Raw genomic sequence first — 24,027 nt, forward strand, 5'->3', positions numbered from 1 at the left:
GCTCGCCGTTGCCGCCGTTCCTGTTCTGCGGGTTGTGGTCTTTTGATGGGCGCGCTCGCAGCTTCTGCCCCTCGGGGGGTGGTCCTCTGATGGGCGCGCTCGATGAGCTGACTCGGCCCGCCTGCGATGACGACCACGTCGGCGGGATGCCGGCCCGGCTGGTCGCCACGCCGGCCTCGACCGGCGAGGCGGCGGCGGTGGTGGCCGCTTCCCGGGGCCTGGCGGTGGTGGTGCGGGGTGGCGGCACCAAGGTGCACTGGGGCCCGCCCCCGCGCTCGCTCGACCTGATCATCGACACGCGGCGGCTGGCCGGCGTCGTCGAGCACGCGGCGGGCGACCTGATCACGGTGCTCCGGGCGGGCACCCCGCTCGGCGATCTCGCGCTCGGCGACCAGCAGCTGGCACTGGACGCGCCGGCCGGGGCGACGGCCGGCGGGGTGGTGGCGACCGCCGCCAGCGGGCCGCGGCGGCTGCAATACGGCACGGCACGCGACCTTCTGATCGGCATCACGGTCGTCCGGCCCGACGGGGTGGTCGCCAAGGCGGGTGGCAAGGTGGTCAAGAACGTCGCCGGCTACGACCTCGGCAAGCTCTACACCGGGTCGTACGGCACGCTCGGGCTGATCACCGAGTGCGTGTTCCGCCTGCATCCGCGGCCGGCGGCTTCCGTGTACGTGCGCTCGACCGCCCCGGCCCAGGCCGTGCCCGCGATCCTCGCCGCGCAGGTCGCGCCGACCGCGATCGAGCTCGACACCGCCACGGGCGAGCTGACCGTGCTGCTCGAGGGCACGCCCGCCGGCGTACGGGAAAGGTCGGCCCTGATCGAGAAGTTGCTGGCCGGCGAGGTCAGCGAGGCCGCGCCCGGATGGTGGGGCCGCGACCCGTGGGCGGCCGACGAGATCGGGATGAAGCTGTCGGTGCCGCTCTCGAAGGTGCCGGCGCTCGTCGGGCTGGGGTCGGCGCTGCGCGGATCGGCCGGCGCCGGGGTGCTCTATGCCGCGGCGCGCGACATCACCGAGGTCGAACGGCTGCGGGCCCAATGCGTGCGCGGCGGCGGGCATGCCGTCGTGCTGACCGCGCCGGCCGAGGTGCGCGACATCCTCGACATGTGGGGTCCGGTGCCGGGGCTGGCGGTGATGCGCCGGATCAAGGATCAGTTCGATCCGGAGCACCGGTTCGCGCCGGGACGCTTCGTGGGAGGCATCTGATGGTCGACGCCACCTGGGGCACCGGCCCAGCCGACGACGGGAACGCCCGGGGCGCCGGCGGGGCGCCGCGTGACGTGCTCGGGCCGGTTGATGACGGGCGGGCCTTCGACGATCATCATCCGCCCCGGGCCGACCTGATCGCCGACTGTGTGCACTGCGGCTTCTGCCTGCCGGCCTGCCCGACGTACGTGTTGTGGGGCGCCGAGGCCGACTCGCCGCGCGGCCGCATCTATCTGATGAACGAGGGCGTCAACGGCGAGCCGCTGAGCGGTTCGATGGTCGAACACTTCGACAAGTGCCTGGGCTGCATGTCGTGTGTGACCGCGTGCCCGTCGGGCGTGCGGTACGACCGCCTCATCGAGGACACGCGGGCCCAGGTCGAGCGGCGCTTCACCCGCGACCGCGGCGACGCCCTGCTGCGGCGGGCCATCTTCGCGCTCTTCCCGTACCCGCGCCGGCTCCGCCTGCTGCGGGGCCCCCTGCGGGCGTACCAGAAATCGGGTCTGCAGCGGCTCGTGGCTCGCAGCGGCCTGCTCGAGAGGCTGGGCCCGACGCTGACCACCCTCGAATCGCTCGCGCCGCGCCTGCACAAGGTCCCGCGCCCGCCGCGCCGGGTGCCCGCCCGCGGCGCCCGGCGCGCGGTCGTCGGCATGCTGACCGGGTGTGTGCAGGGCGCCTTCTTCCCCGAGGTCAACTCCGCGACCGTACGCATCCTCGCCGCGGAGGGCTGCGAGGTCGTGATCCCGCCCGGCCAGGGCTGTTGCGGCGCCCTGAGCGTCCACAACGGACGCCGGGAGGAGGCGCTCGGCTTCGCCCGCCGCCTGATCGACACGTTCGAGCACACCGGGATGGACTACTTCGTGGTCAACGCGGCCGGCTGCGGCTCCTCACTGAAGGAGTACGGCGAGCTGCTGGCCGACGACCCTGTGTACAAGGTGCGGGCCGCAGCCTTCGCCGCGAAGGTGCGCGACCTCGCGGAGCTGCTGGACGCCCTGGGCCCGGTCGCCCAGCGCCACCCGCTGCCGCTGACGGTGGCCTACCACGACGCCTGCCACCTCGGTCACGCCCAGGGCATCCGCGCCCAGCCGCGTGCGCTGCTGCGCGGCATTCCCGAGCTGAGGCTGCGCGAGATCGCCGACCCCGAGCTGTGCTGCGGCTCGGCCGGCATCTGGAACATCCTCAACCCCGTCCCCGCGGCCGAACTCGGCGACCGCAAGGCCGCCGACGTCCTCGCCACCGGCGCCGACCTGCTCGTTACGGCCAACCCCGGCTGCATGATGCAGGTGACCGCCGCCCTCAACCGCCAGGGCGCCACGATGGCGATGGCCCACACCGCCCAGGTCCTGGACGCCTCGATCCGCAACCTCGGCGCCGCCGCGCTGCGCTCCTGACCGAGTCCTGCGCGAAGCGCGTGCCCGCGCTGGCTCAGGCGTTGCGCTCGATCGTGCTGCGTTCGATGCAGAATTCGTTGCCCTCGGGGTCCTGCATTGTCACCCAGCCCATGCCCTCACGGGTGCGGTGGTCCTCGAAGAGCTTGGCGCCGAGAGCGGTGAGCCGGTCGACCTCCTCGTCGCGGGTGCGCTCGTCGGGCACCCAGTCGATGTGCAGGCGGTTCTTCGCGGACTTGGCCTCAGGCACGCGAATGAACAGCAGGCCGGGCACGGGCGAAGGAGCCTCCACCAGCACCTCGTCGTCGCCGGGCACGTCCTCGTCGCTCAGCGGCCAGCCGGTGACCTCGCTCCAGAAACGGGCCAGCTCGTACGGCTCGGAGCTGTCGACCGTCAGGTGTCGAAGAATCATGGTCAGAGACTAATGGGAGGCACGCATTGACGTTCGACGACGCCGGACGTGTCGCTGAGGAATGATACAGAGGAGAGGTCATTCCGAACCGCAGCGCAGCCATGGTCAGGGATGGCAGGGATTTCCGTTCGCCGTCGAGTGCCTGTTGGCCGGAGGCGACGGCTTCGCCGAGATCTCCGGCTCGGGCGGCGGCTACGCCGAGAGTGATACGGGCCTCGGCGACTCTCATGGGCTTGCGCTCGGCGCCATCGCAGTCTGTGGAGCTGCGGACCCGAAGACTCGAATCTGCGAGGGATGGTGGCTGGACTCTCAGGTTCGCCGCTCGCGGTCGGTCAGGACCAGGAGCAGGGCGACGAGGGTAGTGCCGGCCACGATGTGCTGCTTGTCGATCAAGCTGCGGATGTCGTCGAGGGGAATCCAGTCGATCCGGTCGCTTTCGAAGGCGTCCTCGGGATCGCCGATGTGTTCGGCGCGGTCTGCACGGAAAATGTGGTGTTGCGAGGTCATGATGCCGGGTGAGGGTTGGGTGTAGATCAGGGGCCGGATCGGCCCGGTTGCGCCTCGTCCAGGGCCGCACCCTGGTCGCCCCCGACCTGTTCGACCGGCTGACTCGCCGGATCACTACCGAACACCCGGACCTCGACGACGGAATGCCGCATCGGATCCTCGACCAGGCGCTCGCTTTCCTCGGCACCAGTGCCACCGCGACCCAGCCGCTCGGCCCGTCCGAGCTGGTCGACATCGGCTGGCACACCTTCATCCTCTACACCGTCGACTACGCCGCGTTCTGCGAGCGGGTGGCCGGCCGGTTCATCCACCACGTCCCCGACGACGACCCCAACGACCAGGGCGGTACCCCGCCGACCATCCCGACCACCCTCACGGACACCGTGACCGCGATCCGCGCGGCCGGGTTCGCTCTCGACGCCGAACTCTGGCATCGAGCGGCCGACTGCAGCAGCAAGTGCACCCAGTGCCATGCCGGATGCACCGACAGCCCGACCCGCTGATCCGCACACGTTGGTGCCGGGACCGTACGCTGGTCCCCGGCACCAACGTGTGGACGGAGAGCGTCATGGCCCGGCAGCAGTGGGAACAGCTCCCCGCAGCGGTACGCGACGCGATCACCGCCCGATGTGGCCCGATCGAGCACGTCCACGACGCGAGCGCCGGCTCAATCGGCGATTTCGCAGCGACTCTCGGCGTCCACGACGTCGGCCGGTTATTTTGCAAAGGCGCTCAGCTTGACACCGACCGGGTTGGCTTCCTGCGCAACGAGATTCGCCTCAACCAGCACCTGCCCGGCGACCTGGCCCCCAGGCTGCGCTGGCATGCCGAAACGGCAGGGTGGTTGGTCGCCGTCTTCGATCACGCCCCTGGCGTGTGCGCGGACCTGCGGCCCGGCTCGCCGGACTTACCTGTCGTCGCCGCCACCCTGACCCGCATGGCTGCGGCACTCACGCCATGTCCACCGGTCAACATTCAACCAGCCACCGCTCGCTGGGGACGTCTGCTCGACCCCTCTCTGGTCGACGGAGACACCCTGCTGCACACCGACATGACCCACAACAACTTCCTGATCACCGACGGCCGTGCGCAGGTGGTGGACTGGTCCATGCCGTGCCGGGGTGCGGTCTGGCTCGACACTGCCCGCATGCTGGTCCGGCTCATCCGCGCCGGGCACTCCCCTACCCAGGCCGAATCCTGGGCCGCCCAGCTGCCGACCTGGGCCCACGCCAACCCCGACGCCGTCGATGCGTTCGCCGCCGCCCTGGCCAAGCTGTCACGCCGGCTACGCGACAACAGCACTGATGCGCCTCATCTGGCCGAGATGGCTACAGCAAGCGACGCGTGGTTACAGCACCGCCTCCTACAACGCTATAGGCCCCGATCGGTGCCGAGTCCTGCGCGTATGCAGTAAGCAAAACCTGCCGTGCTGGAAGTTGTCGCACGCGTGGACACCCACGCGGTATGACACGCGTCGAGTTGGGGCGGCGAAGTAGTCATCGGTGAGGCTTTTCGGCTCGCCTTTGCGGCCGGTGTTCTGCGGGACCCGGTAGAGCAGGCGGGGTCGATGACCGGCCCGGCCGGCGTGACGGTCTTGTGAACATTCGGCCGTGTCGCCGACTTCTGAACATCGCCGCGGTTTGTAGTCGAACCTGCTCCCGGCGGGCGCGTGCCTGCGGCCCGGAGGGGCCGACGGCCCGGACCGCCCAGACCGCCCCAGCCGGTGAACGATCTACGAAATTGCTGTACTGGGGTGGGGTGGCTGGTTGTAGGCGGTGTTTTGCCAGGCCAGGGCCTCGCGGTACTGGATGTCGTGCAGCAGCGTGAGCACGCGGCGGTCGGTCTGGATCGGGGTCGAGTAGATGCGCAGGGCGGTGTTGTCCGCGGTCGGCCAGATGACCTCCTCGCGCCAGTCGCCGAGCAGGTCGCCGCTCAGTGACGGGGTTGCCTTGGTGCCGTTGTTGGAGTGGACGCCGCTCGCGGTGAGCAGGCGGGTGTCGGACGATGTGCCGTACTTGTCGATGCGGGTCTGGTCGAGCAGTTCGCGCTGGGGGTCGCCGTCCCACCAGATCACGAAGTTGGCCGAGCTCGGCTTGCGGCTCGACACCACCGAGCCGGACGGGCCGCGCACGCCGTCGACCGCCGACGACCAGCTCTCCGCGCCGGGGCTGCCGGCCCAGATGTCGGCCGAGACGCCGCGTCCGTTGTCGCCGCTGGCCGGGGTGCTCCACAGGATCTGACCCGTGCGGGCGTCGGCGAACCACGACGACGGCTTGCTGGCGTCCTCGTCGACCTTGAAGACCTCGAGGCCCGTACGGGACGGGTCGAGATCACCGACGTGCAGGGCGTCGCCGTGGCCGTGCCCGGTGTTCCAGAGCTTCGCGCCGTTGTCGTCGATCGCCAGGGAGCCGTACACGATCTCGTCGCGGCCGTCCCGGTCGACGTCGGCCACCGAGAGCTGGTGGTTGCCCTGCCCGGCGGTGCCGCTGTTGGTGGAGCTGTTGCTGTCGAACGTCCAGCGACGGGTCAGCGCGCCGTTGCGGAAATCCCAGGCGACGATCACGCTGCGGGTGTAGTAGCCGCGCGCCATGATCAGGCTGGGCCGGCTGCCGTCGAGGTAGGCGGTGCCGGCCAGGAAGCGGTCGACCCGGTTGCCGTACGAGTCGCCCCAGCTGCTGACCGTGCCGCGGGCCGGCTCGTAGTTCACGGTGGACAGCGCGGCGCCGGTGCGGCCGTCGAACATCGTCAGGTATTCGGGGCCGCTGAGCACGTAGCCCGAGGAGTTGCGGTGGTCGGCGCTCGAGGTGCCGATCACCTGGCCGGTGCCGGACACGGTGGCGTCGGCCGTCTTCATGGCCACCTCGGCCCGGCCGTCGCCGTCGTAGTCGTACACCTGGAACTGGGTGTAATGCGCCCCGGCCCGGATGTTGCGGCCGAGGTTGACGCGCCAGAGCCGGGTCCCGTCGAGTTTGTACGCGTCGACGTACACCGGATCGGTGACGCCGGACTGCGAGTTGTCCTTGGCGTTCAACGGCTCCCACTTGAGCACCAGGTCGAGCCGGCCGTCGCCGTCGAGGTCGCCGGTGGAGGCGTCGTTCGCGGCGTACAGGGAGCTGTTGGGATTCTGGATCGGGACGTCGAGATAGCCGTTGCCGAAGGTCAGGGACGGGCCGTCGGCCGCCTGCTCAACCCCGTTCAGTACGGCGCGTACGGTGTACGCGGCGTTGGCGGCCGCACCGGCGTCCAGGTAGTTGGTCGACGTCGTCAGCGGCGATCCGTTGACCTTGGTGGCGCCGCGGTAGACGTTGAAGCCGATCCCGGCCGGATCGGTGGCCAGCCAGCGCCAGCTGACCAGGTTGGCCGAGCCCGAACGAACGCTGATCACGCCGCGGTCGAGGCGTTCGCGCTGCTTGCCATCGGCGGGCGCCGTCGTGGTCGGCGGCGGCGTAGTGGGCGGCGGCGTCGTGGTCGGTGGCGTCGTGGTCGGGGGCGTCGTAGTCGGGGGCGGTGTCGTGGTGGGCGGCGGCGTGGTCGGCTGTGTCGCTCCCGTGCACGCGACGCCGTTCAAAGTGAACGTTCCCGGTGTGGCGGCGTCGCCGTTGGCGTTGAAGCCGAATCCGGCCGTGCCGTTCGTGGCGAGCGCGGCGTTCCAGCCGGCGTCGCGCACCGTCACGGCCGAACCGGACTGGGTGACCGCGCCGTTCCACAACGACGTGATCGTCTGACCCCCGGGCAGGGCGAAGCCCAGCGTCCAGCCGTTGAGCGGGTCGCCCAGGTTGGTCACGTCGACGGTGGCGCCGAAGCCGCCGGGCCAGGAGTTCGTGACGGCGTAGCGCACCTGGCAGCCGGCGGCGGCATCGGCCCGGGTCGCCACCATGACGCCCGCACCGGCAGTGACGACGGCGAGGACGGCCGCGATCTTTCCTCTTCTGGCCACGAGCGGTCCTTAGATCGAGGGACATGAATGGGAGCGTTCCCAGGGTGGAGTATCGCGACGTTTCGGTCAAGGTTGGATTGGGAGCGCTCCCATGGGATAGTGCCTTCATCCACTTTCATCGATCCCCCCGCCGGAGCGCCCGATGCCCAGACGAAGGTTGACCGTTCTCGTTGCTGCGACCGCCCTCGCGGCCGGCTCCGTCGCCGTCGCCGCCGCGGGCCCGGCTTCGGCCGCCGCCGGCTGCCAGGTCCGCTACGCCGTCTCGAGTTCCTGGCCGGGTGGCTTCGGCGCCGCCGTCGACATCACCAACCTGGGCGACCCGCTGGCCGCGTGGACCTTGACGTTCTCGTTCGGCGCGGGCCAGACGGTCACCCAGCTCTGGAACGGCGCGGCAACCCAGTCCGGGGCGGCGGTCACCGTACGCAACGCCTCGTGGAACGGCGCGCTGGCGACCAACGGGACGGTGTCCTTCGGCTTCAACGGCTCCTCGACCGGCAGCAACCCGATCCCCACAGCGTTCGCCCTCAACGGCGCCGTGTGCAACGGCCCGACGCCGAGCACGCCCCCGCCGAGCACCACACCACCGGCGACCACTCCCCCAACCACGCCACCGGCCGGCTCCCCCGTCAAAATCATGGCGCTGGGTGACTCGATCACCGGCTCCCCCGGCTGCTGGCGGGCCCTGCTCTGGCAGAAATTGCCCGCCGCCCGGGTCGACTTCGTGGGCACCCTGCCCGGCCAGGGCTGCGGTTTCCCGTACGACGGGGATAACGAGGGCCACGGCGGCTTCCTCGCCACGAACGTCGCCAACCAGAACCAGCTCGTGGGCTGGCTCGCGGCCACCGACCCCGACATCGTCCTCATGCACTTCGGCACGAACGACGTCTGGAACAACCTGCCCCCGTCGACGATCCTGGCCGCGTTCACCCGCATGGTCGGCCAGATGCGGGCGTCCAACCCGGCCATGAGGATCCTGGTCGCCCAGATCATCCCCATGAACGCCTCGAACTGCGCCGACTGCGCCCAGCGCGTGGTCGACCTGAACGCGGCCATCCCGGCCTGGGCCGCCGGCCTCTCGACAGCCACCTCCCCGATCACAGTCGCCGACCAGTTCACCGGGTTCGTCCCCGCCACCGACACGTACGACGGAGTCCACCCCAACGACGCCGGCAACGCGAAGATCGCCAACCGCTGGTACCCGGCTCTCTCCGCCGCCCTCGGCTGACCGCAGCTGGATCCAGCGTCTGTTCCAGCGGCCGACCAGTTCATCGGCTTCGGCCGACCACCAGCTGGATCTCGAGCGGTGCGGCTACCTCGCCTTCCGGGGTCACGAAAGGCTCCAGAGCCTGCCGGCTGTCGGCGACGATGCGCCGGCGGGCCTGGTCGTCCACATGGCCGGCCAGGGGAAGAAGCTCGGCCTTGATGAACGCGTCCATGGTGGGCAGGCGGGTGGCGCTCGTCCACGTGGTGAGGTGGTCGATCCGCCAGCCTGCCTCCTCGCACTGCGCGGACAGCCGGTCGGGGTCGCCGGCCGCGAAGTAGCCCGCGATCACCTCGCTCGCCGACGGGACGGCGTGGCGGGCGACCAGCTCGGCCAGCGCCACGTAGCCCGGGCTCGCCGCGAGCCGGCCCGGCACCTGCAGGCCCAGCCGCCCGCCCACCCGGGCCATCTCGCGCAGCGCGGCCACCCCGTCGGCGAAGTACATCAGCGCCGCCTGCGACACCACCACATCGAACGCGTTGTCGGCGAAGGGCAGGGCCGAGGCATCGCCCACGCACCAGTTCAGGGTGGGCCGCTCGCGCCGGGCCACCGTCAGCATCGCGGGATTGCGGTCGAGCCCGATCACTCGCCCGGCCGTCGAGGCACGCGCCACGACGCCGGTGCCGCAGGCCACGTCCAGCATCGACTCCTCGATGTCCGGCGCGACCGCCTCGATCAGGCGACGGGCCAGACCGGCGAAGAGCGCGGGGACGAAGGTGCTTTCGTAGAACTCGGCGGCGTCCGCCGAGAGGGCGTACGTGTGCTCGCTCATCACCCCAGCAGACACCGCCGAGCCACCGGGCGGCAGTCCGGTGGCGGACCCGCCGGTCTGCCGGTTTCCGCGAATCGTCGCGAGAAGCCCATGCCCGGGCGAAGGCGGCGTCAGGTGAAGGTGTTGTGTTGCACGTTGCCGTCACCGATCACCAGGCCGCGTACGTCCTGGGCATGGACGACGTACCGGCCCGCCGGTGGATCGTGGCGCGTCTCGGCTCGGGCGGCCAGCCGATCGAGCAGGGCGAACAGCACCTCCGCGGACGCCCGGGCGGCGAACCGCCGGTAGCGGTCGTCCTTGTCGGCGTCGGCGTGGTCCACGACGCCCTTGACGACCAGCCACCGCGGCGTCTTCTGGGCCTCGGCCACGGTGGCGATGGTGGCCGCCTCCATGTCGAGGCCGGCCACCGTGCGTACGCCTGACGCCTTCAGCCTGGACCAGGTCGCGCCGTCACCGACGACGGCGCTGCCGCTGGCGACCGGCCCGGCCACCACCGCGTACGGCAGTGTGCCGGGACCGTCCACGTCGTCGTAGAGCGCCCGAGTGATGACCGATCGGCCCCGATCCGTGAGGGCCAGGCTGTCCTGAGCCCATCCGACCAGGCCTTCCGACTCCATCGCCGACAGGCGGGCCGGCCAGGCGCCGGGCGGGAAGTAGCGGCCGCGCGCCGGATGCTCCCTCGGATTCTGCCCGGCCATCAGCCGCTCGAGGAACCAGAGCCGGGACTCCTGTTCGGTGGCCACGCCGTGACTCGGCAGCCCGGCCGGGTCGAATTCCTGCGCCGCCCGGAACCAGTCGGCGTCCAGCCGGTACTGCCGGTGATCCGGCGTGAAGCCCGCCGGCGTCTGCTTGCCCTCGTCGTGCTCGTACGCCACTTCGGCGACGACCACGTCGCCCAGCGCCACCACGGACGGGTTGCCCGCGCACACCCCGGACATCGCCAGACAGCCCGGCCGCAGTTCACCGGTCAGGCTGGTCGCGAGCGGCCCGGCGCTGCGGCCGCCCATGCGGACGGGCCGGGCCAGCGCAACCGACAGGACCCGTCCATCGGCACAGCGGTAATCGCCACGAACGTACGGATCACCGCCGTCCGCCTCGTGCGGAGTCCACGCGACGCCGGCCGCGGCCCGTGCGGCGTCGAACTCTTCCTTCAGCGCCGCAATGATCAGCACATCGACGTACGCCATGCCGCCACGATACCGGCGGCCGCGATCAGGCCTCGGCGAGGAGCTCCTTCACGCGGGGAACGACCTTCGTGCCGTACAGCTCGATCGCGGTCAGCATCTTGTCGTGCGGCAGGGTGCCGGCGGAGTACTTCAGGTCGAAGCGCTGGATGCCGAGGTGCTTGATGGTGTGCGCGACCTTCTGGGCCACCGTCTCGGGCGAGCCGACGTGCCACGCGCCGTCGCGGACGTCGTTCTCGAAGCGGTCGCGGCTCAGCGGCGGCCAGCCCCGTTCGCGGCCGATCCGGTTGAGCATGGTGCGGGCGTGCGGCCAGAGCGTCTCGACCGCTTCCTCGTCGGTCTCGGCGACGAAACCGGGGCAATGCGCGGCCACGGGCTGCGACGGCTGCTCGAACTCCTCGAGGGCGCGCTGGTAGAGCTCCACGTACGGCGCGAAGCGCACCGGCTCGCCGCCGATGATCGCGAGGACCAGCGGCAGACCGTGGCGCGCGGCCCGGACCACCGACTCGGGGCTGCCGCCGACGCCGATCCAGGTGCGGATGCGCCCGGACTCGGTCTTCGGGTAGGCCTGCAGGCCGTTCAGCGGCGGGCGGACCGTTCCCTCCCAGCTCACCGGGCCCTCGTCGAGCAGCTTGACCATGAGGTCGGCCTTCTCCTCGAACAGCCGCTCGTAGTCGTGCAGGTCGAAGCCGAACAGCGGGAACGACTCGGTGAACGAGCCCCGGCCCAGGATGATCTCGGCGCGGCCGTGCGACACGGCGTCGAGCGTGGCGAAACGCTCGAAGACGCGCACGGGGTCGTCGGAGCTGAGCACGGTGACCGCGGTGCCGAGCCGGATGCGCTCGGTGCGGGCGGCGATGGCGGCGAGCACGATCTCGGGTGCGGAGACCGCGAAGTCGTCGCGGTGGTGCTCGCCGAGGCCGAACCCGTCGACGCCGACCCGCTCGGCCAGCACGGCCTGCTCGACGACGTTGCGGATCACCTGCGCGTACGGAAGCTTCTGGCCGTGTTCGTCGACGGTGACGTCGCCGAAGGTGTCGAGTCCGAATTCCACCATGATCACTCTACCGAGCCGGCCGGCCCTTCAACCGGCGGCCCATCTCGCGCGCGATCTCGTTCCGGGCGTCGCGCTCGGCCAGCACCTGCCTCTTGTCGTACGACTTGAGGCCGCGCGCCATCCCGAGCTCGACCTTGGCCCAGCCCTCGTTGAAGTACATCGAGAGCGGCACCAGGGTGAGCCCGTTGCCGTCGCGCAGCTGGGCCAGGATCTTCAGGATCTCGGACTTGTGCAGCAGGAGCTTGCGGGTGCGGCGCGGCGCGTGGTTGGTCCAGCTGCCGTAGCCGTACTCCGCGATGTGCAGCCCGTAGAGCATGATCTCGCCCTCGTGCTCGCCGGCGAACGCGTCGACGAGCGACGCGCGGCCCTCGCGCAGCGACTTCACCTCGGTGCCGGCCAGCACGAGACCCGCCTCGTACGTGCGGAGGATCGCGTAGTCGTGCCGCGCCTTCTTGTTCGAGGCGATCATCTTGCGTCCGGTCTCCCTGCTCACGCAGGAACGATAGCTTTACGGCACCGGCCGCCGCATCGAATAAGTGACGCTGCTCAGCCGGTGGGGCTCGTTGTGGACGTGCATGGCGGCGCGATCGAACGCCTGCCAGCCCGCCGCGCCGGCCCGGTTGAGGTGGCGCAGATCGTCGAAGCGCTCGTCGGTGCCCCAGCGCAGGGTACCGCCGGGGTGGTGGAAGGTGGCCGTCCAGTCCATGAACCGGTCGGCGCCGAGCGTGCCCGCGGCGCGGTATTCGAGCCGCGCGTATTCCCAATTGGTCACCAGTGGATTATGCCGAAATGACCTTGGCCCCCGCGACCTGAGCGGCCCAAGGGACGTTCCCTGCCATCCTCGGCCATTGTGGACGGAACGTGTCAGGGGTCACCCTGAAATCACCCTGAGTAGGATTCAGGTGACCTCACGTCCGGGCTTACGCTCCGCCAGTCTGACACCACGTTCGGGGGGAACGCATGGCTACGGGTGGGGTGGCGAGGCTGGTCTGCGGCCGCTGGTCGAAGTGGGTCGTGCTCGCGTTGTGGGTCGTCGTGCTGGGCCTGGCCGGGCCGCTGGCCGGCAAGCTCGGCGAGGTGCAGGAGAACGACAACTCGGCCTGGCTGCCCGGCGGCGCCGAGTCGACCCAGGTGGCCGAGCTGCAACGGCAGTTCCAGCCGGACGACATCGCGCCGGCCATCGTCGTCTACGAGCGTACGGGCGGCCTCACCGGCGCCGACCGCGCCGCGGCCGCCGACGACGCGCGGGCCCTGGCCGGCACCGAGGGGGTCAGCGGCCAGATCGCCGGTCCGATCGAGTCGCCGGACAAGGCGGCCCTCGAGATCATCGTCCCCATCCGGATCGACAGCGACGGCTGGGAGGCCCTGCCCGACATCGCCGAGGGTGTCAAGAACACCGCCGAGGAGGGCGCGCCCGCCGGCCTCGACGTCTACCTGGCCGGCCCGGTCGCCGTCGCGGCCGACTCGGCCGGCGCCTTCGCCGGCATCGACGGCACCCTGCTCTACACGACGCTCACCGTCGTCGCGATCATCCTGCTCATCACGTATCGCAGCCCGGTGCTCTGGCTGCTGCCCATCCTGACCGCGGGCGTGGCCCTGGCCGCCTCCCAGGCGCTGATCTATCTGCTGGCCGAGCACGCCGGGCTGACGGTCAACGCGCAGAGCGCGGGCATCCTCACGGTGCTCGTCTTCGGCGCCGGCACCGACTATGCCCTGCTGCTGGTCGCGCGCTACCGCGAGGAGTTGCGCCGCCACAAGGACAGACACGAGGCGATGCAATTCGCCCTGCACCGCGCGGGCCCGGCCATCATCGCGAGCGCGGCCACCGTGGCGATCGGCATGACGTGCCTGACCCTGGCCGAGCTCAACTCGACCGCCGGGCTGGGCCCGGTCGCCGCGCTCGGCATCGTGGTCGGACTGGCCGCGATGGTCACCCTGCTGCCGGCGTTGCTGGTCGTCTTCGGCCGCTGGCTGTTCTGGCCGGTGCGTCCCCGGTTCGGCACGCCCGAGCCCACCGCCACCGGCCTCTGGGCCCGGCTCGGCGGCCGCATCGCCCGCCGGCCGCGGCGGGTGTGGATCACCACGGCGGTCGTGCTCGGCGCGATGGCGCTGGGGCTGTTGCAGCTCAACGCGACCGGGCTCAGCCAGGCCGACCAGTTCACCACCGAGCAGCCCTCGACGGTCGCCGAAGAGGCCCTGGCCCGGCACTTCCCGGCCGGCGGCGGTCAGCCCGTGACGGTGATCGCCAACGCGGCGAGCGCGACTGAGGTCAGCCGGGGCCTGGCCGCGGTGCCCGGCATCAGCGAGGTCGCCGAGCCGGTCGTACGCGGGAATCTGGCGCTCATCGACGGCACGCTGGCCAGTGCGCCCGACAGCAGGGCGGCGCAAGAGACGGTCGAGCGGGCCCGAGACGCTCTGCACGCCATCCCGGGCGCGGACGCGAAGGTCGGCGGCGGCACGGCGATCCTGCTCGACATCAACACGGCCAACGACCACGACAACCGGCTCATCATCCCGCTCGTCCTGCTGGTCGTGCTGGTGATCCTCGGCCTCTTGCTGCGGGCGGTGGTGGCGCCGCTGATCCTCATCGGCACGGTCGTGCTCTCCTTCGCGGCGGCGCTGGGCGTCAGCGTGCTCGTCTTCCGGCACCTGCTCGACTTCCCGGCCGAGGACACGTCGTTCCCGCTGTTCGTCTTCGTCTTCCTGGTCGCCCTGGGCATCGACTACAACATCTTCCTGATGACCCGGGTACGGGAGGAGGCGGCGACCCACGGCACCCGGCGCGGCGCCCTGATCGGCCTGGCCGCGACCGGCGGCGTGATCACCTCGGCCGGCATCGTGCTCGCCGGCACGTTCGCCGCGCTGGCCAGCCTGCCGCTGGTCGCCTTCGTGCAGATCGGCTTCGCGGTGGCGTTCGGCGTCCTGCTCGACACGCTGATCGTCCGCTCGGTGCTGGTGACCGCGCTCAACCTCGACGTCGGCCGCTGGATGTGGTGGCCGAGCCGGCTGAGCCACAAGCTCGACGAACCGGGCGACCAGCCCGGAACGCCGTTGTCGTCATCTGAACCCGAACTTACGCACTGAGCCTCCGGCCGCGCATCCTCATCACGTCCGAACTGAGGAGGCATAGCCGATGACGGCTGTCCGTGTTCACTCCTATGGCAAGCGACCCTCGATCGACGACGTTCCGGTGCTCGACTTCGCGCAGGGCCCGTTCGACGGACTGCAGAACCCCGGTGCCCTTGTTCATCACCCCAGCCTGCGGCCCTGATAGAGATGGTGGAAGACCGTCGACTGATCGCGCGAGAGGGACCCCGACATGATCTTCATTACCGCCAAGTTCCCGATCAGGCCCGAGTTCGCGGACCGCTGGCCCGAGATCGCCGGCCCGTTCACCACGGCGACGCGGGGCGAGCCGGGCTGCCTGTGGTTCGACTGGTCCCGCAGCCTCGACGACCCGACCGAGTACGTGCTGGTGGAGGCGTTCCGGGACGGTGACGCGGGCGCCGCCCACGTCGGGTCGGCCCACTTCAAGCAGGCACAGCGGGACCTGCCACAGTACCTGCGAGCCACTCCCAAGATCGTGAGTCAGACTGTTGATCAGGATGATTGGTCCGAACTGGGGGAGCTCGCCGTCGAATAGGCGCACGGTCGTGCCCGACCGGAGGTTCACCGCGGTTGAGCGCTCTTCCTACCGTGGGTCCCCCGGGACCCAGGAGGAGATTCGTGCGTGTGGCCCTGGCCGCGGTGGTGGCGGCCGTGCTGCTGGCGGTCGGCGGCGTCGTTGTGTGGACGCTCCGCTCGCCGGTGACGGCCGTCCAGGTCAGCGCGACGCGTGGCGGCACGGTCACCACCGACGAGGGTGTCTCCGTGCGGTTCGCGCCCGGCGCGTTGAGCGAGGACACCGAGGTCCGCGTCGTCCCCCGGCCCAGCATCGCGGCGCCGCACGGGCTCACCTGGCTCACCGAGCCGGTCGACATCGAACTCGGCGACGCGCGCCTGCTGACGTCGGCCACCCTCCGGCTCCCGCTGCGCGGCCCCGCGGGCGACGGCGACGGCCTGACCACGGTGGTGTCGCGCGGCGAGGACGGGGTGTGGACCGGTCAGGGTGGCATGGTCGACCCGGCGAACGGCACGATCAGCACGATCGTCGGGCATCTCTCGATCCTGTCGGCCGGTCGGACGAGGGTCCCGGGCCCCGGCCTGTCGGCGGGCGCCGGCGCGTACGACGCCGCCGACCCCGAGTGCGGCACCACCCGCTCCGACCGTTGGACCGCCCGGGCCGAGGGCGGCGCCGTGAAGACCTGCGTGGCCGCGGGCGCCGCCGACCGGCCGGCCCTGCTGCGGGTGGCCAGCAACCGCGCGTCCGGCCAGTTCGCCGAGCTCGGGGACTACCCGCCGATGACGATCGCCCAGCCGGGCGGACCGAGCCTGGCCGGCGCGGTCTGGCGCGGGGTGGCCGAGGCCGACCGCGACCACACGTTCCTGCCCGGCAAGGGCACGATCGACCTGTCGCTGCCGGGCGGCTACCGCACGATCGACTTCGTCACCCGCACCGGCCTCGACGTCACCGTCGCCGAGTACGTCGTCGAGGTCATGAGCCGTGCGTTCGTCCCGGCCGCGGTGACGGTGCAGGCCGTACGGTGCGTGCTCGCCCTGCCCGCGGCCGCCCTGGCCCGCGAGAACCAGGTGCTCGCGTGCGTGACCGGGGCGCTGGCGACCGAGCGGATCCTGCCCGGCGCGGTGGCCGTCACCGACGAGAAGCTGGCCCGGCAGAACCGTGACGGCATGAACCAGGCCGTGCTGACAGCGATCCGCGGCCTGCCCGCCGCGGTCGCCGGGCGGGGGAACGACGGCGACGACGCCGGCTGGCGCGTCGTCGCCGAGCGCAGCCCGGTGATCCCCCGCAAGGCCCTCAACGAGCCCGGGGGCGCCATCCCGGCCTCGGTGGTGGCGACCCAGGAGAGGCTGTACGCGGCCGCGCTGCGGGACGCGCTGCCGGAGGCGTTGCCCCCGGCCGGTCTCGTGTGGTCGAACACGACGCTCTCCGGCCGGCGGGTCACCGGAGCCGTGGCCGCCCTGGTCACCACGCCGCCGCTGCGCTGGCCGTGCGACGAGACCGCCCGCGACGGCTACGTCTACGGCCTGGCCGACCCCGACCTGCTCACCTATCCGGCCCGGCTGACCGACCTGGGCCTGCCGCCCGAGGACGTCGGCATCGTGCGGCAGACCGCCGCGGGCGGCCGGGACCACCGGCTGTGCATCGCCCTGGACGGCACCTGGACGTCACTCACCCACGACCTGCCGGCCGGCGGCTTCCCGTCGGACGAGGCGACGCGGGTGGGCGCGATGGGACCGGGCGAGTGCCGGCCCGACCTGGGCGGCGCGTTCGTCCCGGCCGACGCCGGGTGCCGCAGCTCGGCGCGGGCCGACCTCGACGGCGACGGCCGGACGGACACCCTGCTGGTCTATCAGCGGGCCGGGAGCTGGACGGCGCGGGCGGTTCTCACGGCCGGCCGGGTCTTCGACCTCGCGCTGCCGTACGGGCGGAACGAGAAGCCGGTTCCGGCGGGCGAGCTCGACCTCGACGGTCAGGCCGGCGAGGAGGTGGTGCTCCGGACCGGCTCGGCGTTGCGGCTGCTCTCGCTCGAGGCAGCGGGCCTGGTGCTGGTCGACAACGAGTTCACCACCGCGTCCTCGCTGGTCCGCACGGCCGGCCTCGGCTGCTCGGACCTCGACCACGACGGCCGGCCCGAGCTCGTCGAGGCGGGCTCGGTCTTCGACCGGGATCCGGCCACCGGCGCGATCGTCGGCGCGCGGACCACCGAGACCCGCTGGACGTGGGCGGGCAAGACGCTGAACCGCGGCGAGACGATCCGGCGCAGCCTCACCGGGGGCCAGGCGATCGCGGTGGCCGCTCCCCCGTACCGGGACGTCACCTGCTCCTGGCGCTAGGGAACAGGAGCAGGTGACGGCGGCTCAGCGGTCCTGGTCCTCGTCCTTGTCGGCCTTGACGAACGTGCCGACCTCGTGCTGCTTGCAGAGCGCCAGGTACTTGCCCTTGCACAGGGTGGCCTGCGGGATGTACTTGTCCTCGGCGACGACCTTGTTGATGTTCTCGAGGGTGATCGCCTCGGGCGGCAGGCTCACGAACGGCACGTACGCGCCCGACTCGGGGTCCTTCAGAGTGTTCGAGACCGTCGGCTTCTCGTTGTTGAAGAGCTTGACGGCGAGGTTGGCCGCGTTGACCGCCTCGAGCTTGGTGGCCTTGTAGACCGTCATGCACTGCTCACCGGTCAGCAGGTTCTGCAGGCCCTCGACGGTCGCGTCCTGCCCGGTGACCGGGACGATGCCGTTCAGCTTCTTCTTGCGCAGCACCTTGATGACGGCGTCGCCGATGCCGTCGTTGGCCGCGAGCACACCGCGGATGTTCGGCGCCTGCGACAGCATCTGCTCGAAGATCTTGGTGGCGTTGTCCGGGTCCCAGTCCTCCACCCACTGGTCGGGGCCCTTGGTGAACTCGGCCGCGTCGTACTTCTCGTTCAGCGGCACGTCGTAGCCCTCCTTGAAGAGGTGGGCGTTGTTGTCCGACGGCGAGCCGTTGAGCTGCGCGATGACCGGGTTCTGGACGCCCTTGGACTCCAGGCACTTGATCAGGCCGTATGCCTGCAGACTGCCGACCTTGTTGTTGTCGAAGCTGACGTAGTAGTCGGCCCCGCCGTTCAGGGTGAGGCGGTCGTAGTCGATCGTCGGGACCTTCTTGGCCCGGGCCTTCTCGAGGGCGGCCTTGCCGCTGATCGAGTCGAGGTTGGCGATGATCAGCACCTTGACGCCACTGTTGACCATCGACTCGGCGATCTGGACGAACTTGGCCCGGTCGCCCTGGGCGTTCACGATCTCGACCGGCACCTTCGCCTCGTCGAACGCGGCCTTGAGGTACTTCGGGTCCTCGTTCTTCCAGCGGGTCGAGCTCTCGGTGTCGGGCAGGATCACGCCGACGCGGGCCTTGCCGTTCCCCGACGAGGTGTTGCCGCTGCCACTACCCGTGTCACCCGAATCACCGGAGTCATCACACGCAGTCATGGTGGCCGTCGCCATCAGGCCGACGGCGGCGATAGCCAACAGTTTCTTGCGCATTTGGTGGGTCGTCCTCTCCGATGAAACTCGACCTGTCCGGCCCTGGCGAAGGGCCGACCAAGTATCAGGCAGACCCGGGCGCGCCCGACAGGGGTACGGCACCGGGAAGAAAAATAGTTCATTTCCCGTCCGTGAGCACACTGGCATCACAGACTGTGCACAACCTGGCGATCTTGCCTGGTCAACCTTCGTCGGCGAGGGTACCCGCCGGCCCGGCCGCCGCCGACCGGCAGCGAAAGAGACGATTCGAATCTGTACGGTCGTGCCACCCGGGCGGCCGTCAGGACGACATTGCTTGCCACAACGGCGGGCCCCGGCCTCGCGCAGCCGGGCAGAACGATCCGGACGGTGTGGCGGCGACCGGAGCCGGACGCCGCCACGAACGGCGCCGTGCCGGCGTCGCGCCGAGGTCAGGTGAAGTTCAGCTCGCCGGTGCGGGTCCGCTTCAACTCGAAGAAGTCGGGGTAGCCGGCCAGCGCCACGGCGCCGTCGAAGATCTTCGCTGCCTGGTCGCCGCGCGGAATGCTGCTGAGCACCGGGCCGAAGAACGCGACGCCGTCGATGTGAATGGTCGGGGTGCCGACGTCGTCGCCGACCGGGTCCATGCCCTCGTGGTGGCTCTTGCGCAGCGCCTCGTCGTACTCGGTGCTGGTGGCCGCGCCGGCCAGGCTCGCCGGCAGGCCCACCTCGGCCAGAGCCTCGCGTACGACCTGCTCGAAGTCCTTGTTGTCGTGGTTGTGGATGCGGGTGCCGAGGGCGGTGTAGAGGTCGCGCAGCACCTGATCGCCGTGCTGCTGGGCGGCGGCGGTGACCACCCGGACCGTGCCCAGCGAACGGTCGACCAGGTCGCGGTACCACTCGGGCAGGTCGCGGCCCTCGTTCAGGACGTACAGGCTCATCACGTGGAAGCGCAGATCGAGGTCGCGCTGCTTCTCGACCTCGAGGATCCAGCGGGAACTGATCCAGGCGAACGGGCAGGCGGGATCGAAATAGAAATCAACTTTCGTCACGTCTCCACGGTACGAGGCGATCGGCCCGAGCCGGACACCAATCAGGGGTGATCCGAGTGGGCCAATTTGCGAGCCAGCACGAGCCCCGGAACGGTGCTCACGGTGAAGCCGGCCGCCGTCAGGTCGGCGACGACCGCGGGCAGCGGGCTGGCCCGGTAGTACATGACGAACGGCGGGCGCCACACCGCGTTGCGCACCCGCATGGCCAGGTCGAAGCCGACCGTGGCCCAGTGCGAGACCGACAGCACCGGCGGCGGCTCGCCGACGGCCAGCGCGAACAACCCGCCCGGCCGCAGCGCGCGCCACACCCCCGCGAAGAGGGCGGGCCGCTCGGCCGGCAGGAAGTGGCCCAGCGCGCCGAAGGAGACGGCGAGGTCGAAGCCCTCGGCGAACGGGAGCGCCCGCGCGTCGGCCCGCACAAAGGTGGCCGCCGGCTGCGCCGCCCGGGCCTGCGCGAGCATGCCGGCGCTGAAGTCGACGCCGGTGATCCGCTCACACCGGGGCGCGAGCACGGACATGCCGGCGCCGGTGCCGCAGCAGACGTCCAGTCCCGCGTCGAACGGGCCGAGGCCCGACAGCGCCTCGGCCGTGGCGTCGAGGATGCTGTCGGGCGTACGGAACGGGGTGTGGTCGAACTTGGGAGCGAGCAGGTCGTAGCCGCGCTCGACCGATGACAGCGCCTGCACGCACAGTTCGCGCAGCGAGGGACCCCGGGGCGAGAACAAGGCCGTCACCAGTTGACGGCGATGTACTTCGACTCCAGGTATTCGAGCAGACCCTCGTGCCCGCCCTCCCGGCCGATGCCGCTCTGCTTCACCCCGCCGAACGGCGCCGCCGGGTCGCTGACCAGCCCCCGGTTGAGGCCCACCATGCCGGCCTCGATCGCCTCGCTGACCCGCAGCCCGCGGGCCAGGTCGCCGGTGTAGACGTACGCCACCAGGCCGTACTCGGTGTCGTTGGCCAGCCGCACGGCCTCGTCCTCGCCGGTGAACGTGACGATCGGGGCGACCGGGCCGAAGATCTCCTCGCGGAGGATCGCCGAGTCGGGCGCGACGCCGGTCAGCACGGTCGGCGGGTAGTAGAAGCCGGCCCCCTCGGGACGGCTGCCACCGGTCTCGGCCTTGGCTCCCGCCTCGAGCGCGCCCTTGACGAGCGAGTCGACCTTGGCCACGGTGTCCTCGTTGACCAGCGGGCCGACCTGCGTCGACTCCTCGGTGCCGGGACCCACCCGCAGCTGCGACATGCGCGCGGCGAGCCGCTGCGAGAAGTCGGCCGCGACCGGCGCCTCGACGTAGAACCGGTTGGCCGCCGTGCAGGCCTCGCCGCCGTTGCGCATCTTGGCGATCATCGCGCCCTCGATGGCCGCGTCCAGATCGGCGTCCGCGAAGACCAGGAACGGCGCGTTGCCGCCCAGCTCCATCGACGTGTTCACGACGCCCTCGGCGGCCTGGGCGAGCAGCAGCCGGCCGACCTCGGTGGAACCGGTGAACGACAGCTTGCGCACCCGCGGGTCCTTCAGCATCCGCCCGACGACCTTGCCCGAGCTGCGCGACGGCAGCACGTTGACGACGCCCGAGGGCACCCCGGCCTCGGCCAGGATCGCCGCCATGGCCAGGGCGGTCAGCGGGGTGTCGCTGGCCGGCTTGAGCACGACCGTGCAGCCCGCGGCCAGCGCCGGGCCGATCTTGCGGGTGGCCATCGCGGCCGGGAAATTCCACGGCGTGACCAAGACGCACACGCCGACCGGCTGCCGCGTGACCAGGATGCGGTTGGCGCCCGAGGGAGCGGTCGCGAGCTCGCCGGCGCCGCGGACGGCCTCTTCGGCGAACCACCGGAAGAACTCGGCCGCGTACGTGACCTCGCCCTTGGCATCGACCAGGGCCTTGCCGTTCTCCAGGCTGATCAGCTTGGCCAGCTCGTCGGCCCGCTCGGTCATCAGCTCCCAGGCCCGGCGCAGGGCTTCCCCCCGTACGCGGGGAGGGGTGGCGGCCCAGGCCGGGCCGGCCTCCGCCGCCGCGTCCACCGCCGCGACGGCGTCGCTCTCGCCGCCGTCCGCGACCGAGGCGATCACCTCGCCGCTCGCGGGGTCGAGCACGTCGAAACGGCTCCCGGACGACGCGGGAACCCACTTACCGCCGATGAAGAGTTCAGTTTCCACGCTTCCAGCATGGTCCAGGTCGCTTTTCGGCGCCACGGTTGTGGGTAAGCGGCGCGGCATGACCTTCTTCGGGCAGCCACGGCAGCTGGCCACCGTCTTCGGCGTGGAGCTGTGGGAACGGTTCTCGTTCTACGGCATGCAGGGCATCCTGCTCATCTACCTCTACTACGAGGCCGACCGTGGCGGTCTGGGCATCGACGAGGCCACGGCGACGAGCATCGTGGGCGCGTACGGCGGATCGGTCTATCTCGCCACGGTGATCGGCGCCTGGCTGTCCGACCGGCTCTTCGGGCCGGAACGGGTGCTGTTCGGCAGCGCTGTGCTGGTGATGGCCGGCCACATCGCGCTGGCGCTGATCCCCGGCATCCCCGGCGTGGCGGCCGGCCTGGTGCTGGTGGCGCTGGGCAGCGGCGGCGTCAAGGCGACCGCGACCACCATCGTCGGCCTGCTCTACGAGCCGGGCGACGAGCGCCGCGACGCCGGATTCTCGATCTTCTACCTGGGCATCAACCTGGGCGCCTTCGCCGGGCCGCTGCTGACCGGGCTGCTGCAGTCCGAGGCCGGCTTCCACTGGGGCTTCGCCCTGGCCGCGGTGGGCATGGCGATCGGTCTGACCCAGTACGCGTTCGGCCGGCGCGGCCTGCCGCCCGAGACGCACGAGATCGCGAACCCCCTGCCCGCCGCCCGTCGCCCGCTGGTGTTCGGCGTGGCCGCCCTGGTGGTCGCGCTCGTGGTGGTGCTCGCCCTGACCGGGGTGGTCCGGGCCGACTGGCTGTCGAACATCGTGGTGGCGCTGAGCATCCTGGCCGCGGTCACCTATTTCGTGGTGATCCTGGCCAGCCGCCGGATCACCGGCCTGGAGCGCAACCGGGTGCTGGCCTTCATCCCGATGTTCATCGCCAGCGCCGCGTTCTGGTCGCTCTACCAGCAGCAGTTCACGGTGGTGACGATCTATTCGGACAAGCGGCTCGACCGCGACCTGTTCGGCTGGGAGATGCCCGTCTCGTGGGTCCAGTCGATCAACCCGGTCTTCATCATCATCCTGTCCGGCGTCTTCGCCGCGATCTGGACCCGGCTCGGCGACCGCCAGCCCTCGACCCCGGTGAAGTTCGCCGCCGGCACCGCCGTCATGGGCGTGGCGTTCCTGCTCTTCCTGCCGTTCGCGGGAACCGCGAGCGTGCCCCTGCTGGGGCTGACCGGCATTCTGCTCGTCTTCACGATCGCCGAGCTGCTGCTCTCCCCGGTCGGGTTGTCGCTCGCCACCAAGCTGGCGCCGGAAGCCTTCCGCACCCAGATGGTCGCCCTGTTCTTCCTGTCGGTCGCCCTGGGCACGGCGCTGTCCGGCACCCTGGCCGGCTACTACAGCGAGGACAACGAGGTGCTGTACTTCGGCGCCCTGGGCGCGATCGCCATCGTGCTCGGCGCCGCCCTGCTGGCCCTGGCCCCGATGCTGCGCCGCCTGATGGGCGGCGTGAAGTGACTACGCCTCGTCGCCCTGCGGCCCGCGCGGCTCGTCGCCCTGCGGCTCGTTGCGCTGCGGCGGGCGGGGCGTGCGGAGGTGCTCGATGTAGGCCATCGCGACGGTGACGACGACCGGCACGGCGAGGGACCACCAGATGCCGTACGCGAAACCCAGCACCACCGCCACCGGCAGGCCGAGGCCGAGGGTGAGGCAGCCGGCGAAGAAGACCGCCGGCGGCTCGTCATCCGGGGCGGCGACCGGTGGCGCGGTTTCGGGCGGCAGCTGGGGATGCGGGAGCGGCAGGTCGGCGAAGACCCGCAGCAGCTCGGACTGGGTGCGGGCCAGGCTCGTGGCTTCGAGGCGCCGCTCGTACTCAGCCGGGTCGAGCCGCTTCTCGGCCAGATGCGCTTGCAGCGCCTGCCGGGCCGACGCCCTTTCCGGAGTGCCGATCAGCCGGTCGGGCATGGGGCTGCGATCATCCGGGCTGCGATCATCCGGTACGTCGTACCCCGCCACCGTCACGGCCACAGCGTA

General features: G+C 71.1%; 23 protein-coding genes. 10 read left to right on the forward strand and 13 right to left on the reverse strand.

The annotated features are described in order from the left end of the window. The first annotated feature begins 89 nt into the window (after positions 1-89). A complete protein-coding gene (locus LXN57_RS09030) occupies positions 90-1,208 on the forward strand; it encodes an FAD-binding oxidoreductase (RefSeq protein ID WP_251797556.1) in 1,119 nt (372 codons plus the stop codon). Next, positions 1,208-2,599, forward strand: a complete 1,392-nt coding sequence (locus LXN57_RS09035; RefSeq protein ID WP_251797557.1) for a (Fe-S)-binding protein — start codon at positions 1,208-1,210, stop codon at positions 2,597-2,599. Before LXN57_RS09030 ends, LXN57_RS09035 begins: the two co-directional genes overlap by 1 nt. A 34-nt stretch (positions 2,600-2,633) precedes the next feature. On the opposite strand, the gene LXN57_RS09040 is transcribed toward LXN57_RS09035, so the two are convergent. Together LXN57_RS09040 and LXN57_RS09045 are read right to left on the reverse strand one after the other, a co-directional pair. Then, a complete protein-coding gene (locus LXN57_RS09040; RefSeq protein WP_308206604.1) occupies positions 2,634-3,008 on the reverse strand; it encodes a VOC family protein in 375 nt (124 codons plus the stop codon). 309 nt (positions 3,009-3,317) lie between these two features. After that, on the reverse strand, positions 3,318-3,515 hold the full coding sequence (locus LXN57_RS09045) for a hypothetical protein (protein ID WP_251797558.1): 198 nt from the start codon (positions 3,513-3,515) through the stop codon (positions 3,318-3,320). A gap of 47 nt (positions 3,516-3,562) precedes the next feature. Between LXN57_RS09045 and LXN57_RS09050 the strand changes: the two genes are divergently transcribed. Further along, on the forward strand, positions 3,563-4,018 hold the full coding sequence (locus LXN57_RS09050) for a glycine-rich domain-containing protein (protein WP_251797559.1): 456 nt from the start codon (positions 3,563-3,565) through the stop codon (positions 4,016-4,018). A 65-nt stretch (positions 4,019-4,083) separates the two neighbouring features. Then, positions 4,084-4,929, forward strand: coding sequence for a phosphotransferase (locus LXN57_RS09055; RefSeq protein ID WP_251797560.1), 846 nt, complete (start codon positions 4,084-4,086; stop codon positions 4,927-4,929). Between the two features lie 318 nt (positions 4,930-5,247). On the opposite strand, the gene LXN57_RS09060 is transcribed toward LXN57_RS09055, so the two are convergent. Then, positions 5,248-7,392 carry a rhamnogalacturonan lyase family protein gene (locus LXN57_RS09060; protein ID WP_251797647.1) on the reverse strand — a complete coding sequence of 715 codons (2,145 nt, stop codon included), beginning with the start codon at positions 7,390-7,392 and terminating at the stop codon, positions 5,248-5,250. 202 nt (positions 7,393-7,594) lie between these two features. Here LXN57_RS09060 and LXN57_RS09065 point away from each other — a divergent pair, with 202 nt between their 5' ends. Further along, the gene (locus tag LXN57_RS09065; protein ID WP_251797561.1) at positions 7,595-8,677 is read left to right on the forward strand and encodes a cellulose binding domain-containing protein; all 1,083 of its coding nucleotides are present in this window, start codon (positions 7,595-7,597) and stop codon (positions 8,675-8,677) included. 40 nt (positions 8,678-8,717) lie between these two features. Here the strand turns inward: LXN57_RS09065 and LXN57_RS09070 are convergent, their stop codons facing one another. From LXN57_RS09070 to LXN57_RS09090, 5 genes are all read right to left on the reverse strand, one after another. After that, a complete protein-coding gene (locus tag LXN57_RS09070) occupies positions 8,718-9,485 on the reverse strand; it encodes a class I SAM-dependent methyltransferase (RefSeq protein WP_251797562.1) in 768 nt (255 codons plus the stop codon). Between the two features lie 110 nt (positions 9,486-9,595). Continuing rightward, on the reverse strand, positions 9,596-10,672 hold the full coding sequence (locus LXN57_RS09075; protein ID WP_251797563.1) for a 5'-methylthioadenosine/S-adenosylhomocysteine nucleosidase family protein: 1,077 nt from the start codon (positions 10,670-10,672) through the stop codon (positions 9,596-9,598). 25 nt (positions 10,673-10,697) lie between these two features. Then, positions 10,698-11,726: an LLM class flavin-dependent oxidoreductase gene (locus LXN57_RS09080; protein ID WP_438872852.1), complete on the reverse strand. Its 1,029-nt coding sequence runs from the start codon at positions 11,724-11,726 to the stop codon at positions 10,698-10,700. Positions 11,727-11,733: 7 nt separating this feature from the next. After that, entirely contained in the window at positions 11,734-12,219 is a 486-nt protein-coding gene (gene smpB / locus LXN57_RS09085; protein ID WP_251797565.1) for an SsrA-binding protein SmpB, read from the reverse strand. Between the two features lie 15 nt (positions 12,220-12,234). Further along, complete coding sequence (locus LXN57_RS09090; RefSeq protein WP_221379478.1) at positions 12,235-12,498, reverse strand: hypothetical protein; 264 nt, start codon at positions 12,496-12,498, stop codon at positions 12,235-12,237. Positions 12,499-12,686: 188 nt separating this feature from the next. Between LXN57_RS09090 and LXN57_RS09095 the strand changes: the two genes are divergently transcribed. The 4 genes from LXN57_RS09095 (at position 12,687) to LXN57_RS09110 (ending at position 17,681) form a co-directional block, all read left to right on the forward strand. Further along, entirely contained in the window at positions 12,687-14,810 is a 2,124-nt protein-coding gene (locus LXN57_RS09095; RefSeq protein WP_251797566.1) for an MMPL family transporter, read from the forward strand. A 49-nt stretch (positions 14,811-14,859) separates the two neighbouring features. Next, entirely contained in the window at positions 14,860-14,997 is a 138-nt protein-coding gene (locus LXN57_RS09100; RefSeq protein WP_251797567.1) for a hypothetical protein, read from the forward strand. 48 nt (positions 14,998-15,045) lie between these two features. After that, entirely contained in the window at positions 15,046-15,369 is a 324-nt protein-coding gene (locus tag LXN57_RS09105) for a putative quinol monooxygenase (RefSeq protein WP_251797568.1), read from the forward strand. Between the two features lie 83 nt (positions 15,370-15,452). Continuing rightward, positions 15,453-17,681, forward strand: a complete 2,229-nt coding sequence (locus LXN57_RS09110) for a hypothetical protein (protein WP_251797569.1) — start codon at positions 15,453-15,455, stop codon at positions 17,679-17,681. 24 nt (positions 17,682-17,705) lie between these two features. On the opposite strand, the gene LXN57_RS09115 is transcribed toward LXN57_RS09110, so the two are convergent. The 4 genes from LXN57_RS09115 to LXN57_RS09130 form a co-directional block, all read right to left on the reverse strand. Next, positions 17,706-18,863 (reverse strand): sugar ABC transporter substrate-binding protein, encoded by a 1,158-nt coding sequence (locus LXN57_RS09115; protein WP_251797570.1) that lies wholly within the window; start codon positions 18,861-18,863, stop codon positions 17,706-17,708. 410 nt (positions 18,864-19,273) lie between these two features. Beyond that, entirely contained in the window at positions 19,274-19,873 is a 600-nt protein-coding gene (locus LXN57_RS09120; protein ID WP_251797571.1) for a mycothiol-dependent nitroreductase Rv2466c family protein, read from the reverse strand. A gap of 41 nt (positions 19,874-19,914) precedes the next feature. Further along, positions 19,915-20,607, reverse strand: coding sequence for a class I SAM-dependent DNA methyltransferase (locus tag LXN57_RS09125; RefSeq protein WP_251797572.1), 693 nt, complete (start codon positions 20,605-20,607; stop codon positions 19,915-19,917). Further along, on the reverse strand, positions 20,604-22,031 hold the full coding sequence (locus LXN57_RS09130; RefSeq protein ID WP_251797573.1) for an NAD-dependent succinate-semialdehyde dehydrogenase: 1,428 nt from the start codon (positions 22,029-22,031) through the stop codon (positions 20,604-20,606). The genes LXN57_RS09125 and LXN57_RS09130 overlap by 4 nt, the downstream gene beginning before the upstream one ends. Before the next feature lie 58 nt (positions 22,032-22,089). Between LXN57_RS09130 and LXN57_RS09135 the strand changes: the two genes are divergently transcribed. After that, positions 22,090-23,511 (forward strand): peptide MFS transporter, encoded by a 1,422-nt coding sequence (locus tag LXN57_RS09135; RefSeq protein WP_251797574.1) that lies wholly within the window; start codon positions 22,090-22,092, stop codon positions 23,509-23,511. Here the strand turns inward: LXN57_RS09135 and LXN57_RS09140 are convergent, their stop codons facing one another. Beyond that, positions 23,512-24,015, reverse strand: coding sequence for a DUF1707 SHOCT-like domain-containing protein (locus LXN57_RS09140; RefSeq protein WP_251797575.1), 504 nt, complete (start codon positions 24,013-24,015; stop codon positions 23,512-23,514). Positions 24,016-24,027: the final 12 nt, after the last annotated feature.

Origin of the sequence: Paractinoplanes hotanensis, assembly GCF_023717965.1 — a bacterium.
Lineage (GTDB): Bacteria > Actinomycetota > Actinomycetes > Mycobacteriales > Micromonosporaceae > Actinoplanes > Actinoplanes polyasparticus.

Bases quoted from the DNA above. Each gene is read 5' to 3' on its own strand.
- LXN57_RS09030 (WP_251797556.1), top strand. From the start codon at position 90: ATGGGCGCGCTCGATGAGCTGACTCGGCCCGCCTGCGATGACGACCAC.
- LXN57_RS09035 (WP_251797557.1), top strand. From the start codon at position 1,208: ATGGTCGACGCCACCTGGGGCACCGGCCCAGCCGACGACGGGAACGCC.
- LXN57_RS09040 (WP_308206604.1), bottom strand. From the start codon at position 3,008: ATGATTCTTCGACACCTGACGGTCGACAGCTCCGAGCCGTACGAGCTG.
- LXN57_RS09045 (WP_251797558.1), bottom strand. From the start codon at position 3,515: ATGACCTCGCAACACCACATTTTCCGTGCAGACCGCGCCGAACACATC.
- LXN57_RS09055 (WP_251797560.1), top strand. From the start codon at position 4,084: ATGGCCCGGCAGCAGTGGGAACAGCTCCCCGCAGCGGTACGCGACGCG.
- LXN57_RS09060 (WP_251797647.1), bottom strand. From the start codon at position 7,392: ATGGTGGCGACCCGGGCCGATGCCGCCGCCGGCTGCCAGGTGCGCTAC.
- LXN57_RS09065 (WP_251797561.1), top strand. From the start codon at position 7,595: ATGCCCAGACGAAGGTTGACCGTTCTCGTTGCTGCGACCGCCCTCGCG.
- LXN57_RS09070 (WP_251797562.1), bottom strand. From the start codon at position 9,485: ATGAGCGAGCACACGTACGCCCTCTCGGCGGACGCCGCCGAGTTCTAC.
- LXN57_RS09075 (WP_251797563.1), bottom strand. From the start codon at position 10,672: ATGGCGTACGTCGATGTGCTGATCATTGCGGCGCTGAAGGAAGAGTTC.
- LXN57_RS09080 (WP_438872852.1), bottom strand. From the start codon at position 11,726: ATGGTGGAATTCGGACTCGACACCTTCGGCGACGTCACCGTCGACGAA.
- LXN57_RS09095 (WP_251797566.1), top strand. From the start codon at position 12,687: ATGGCTACGGGTGGGGTGGCGAGGCTGGTCTGCGGCCGCTGGTCGAAG.
- LXN57_RS09100 (WP_251797567.1), top strand. From the start codon at position 14,860: ATGACGGCTGTCCGTGTTCACTCCTATGGCAAGCGACCCTCGATCGAC.
- LXN57_RS09105 (WP_251797568.1), top strand. From the start codon at position 15,046: ATGATCTTCATTACCGCCAAGTTCCCGATCAGGCCCGAGTTCGCGGAC.
- LXN57_RS09115 (WP_251797570.1), bottom strand. From the start codon at position 18,863: ATGCGCAAGAAACTGTTGGCTATCGCCGCCGTCGGCCTGATGGCGACG.
- LXN57_RS09135 (WP_251797574.1), top strand. From the start codon at position 22,090: ATGACCTTCTTCGGGCAGCCACGGCAGCTGGCCACCGTCTTCGGCGTG.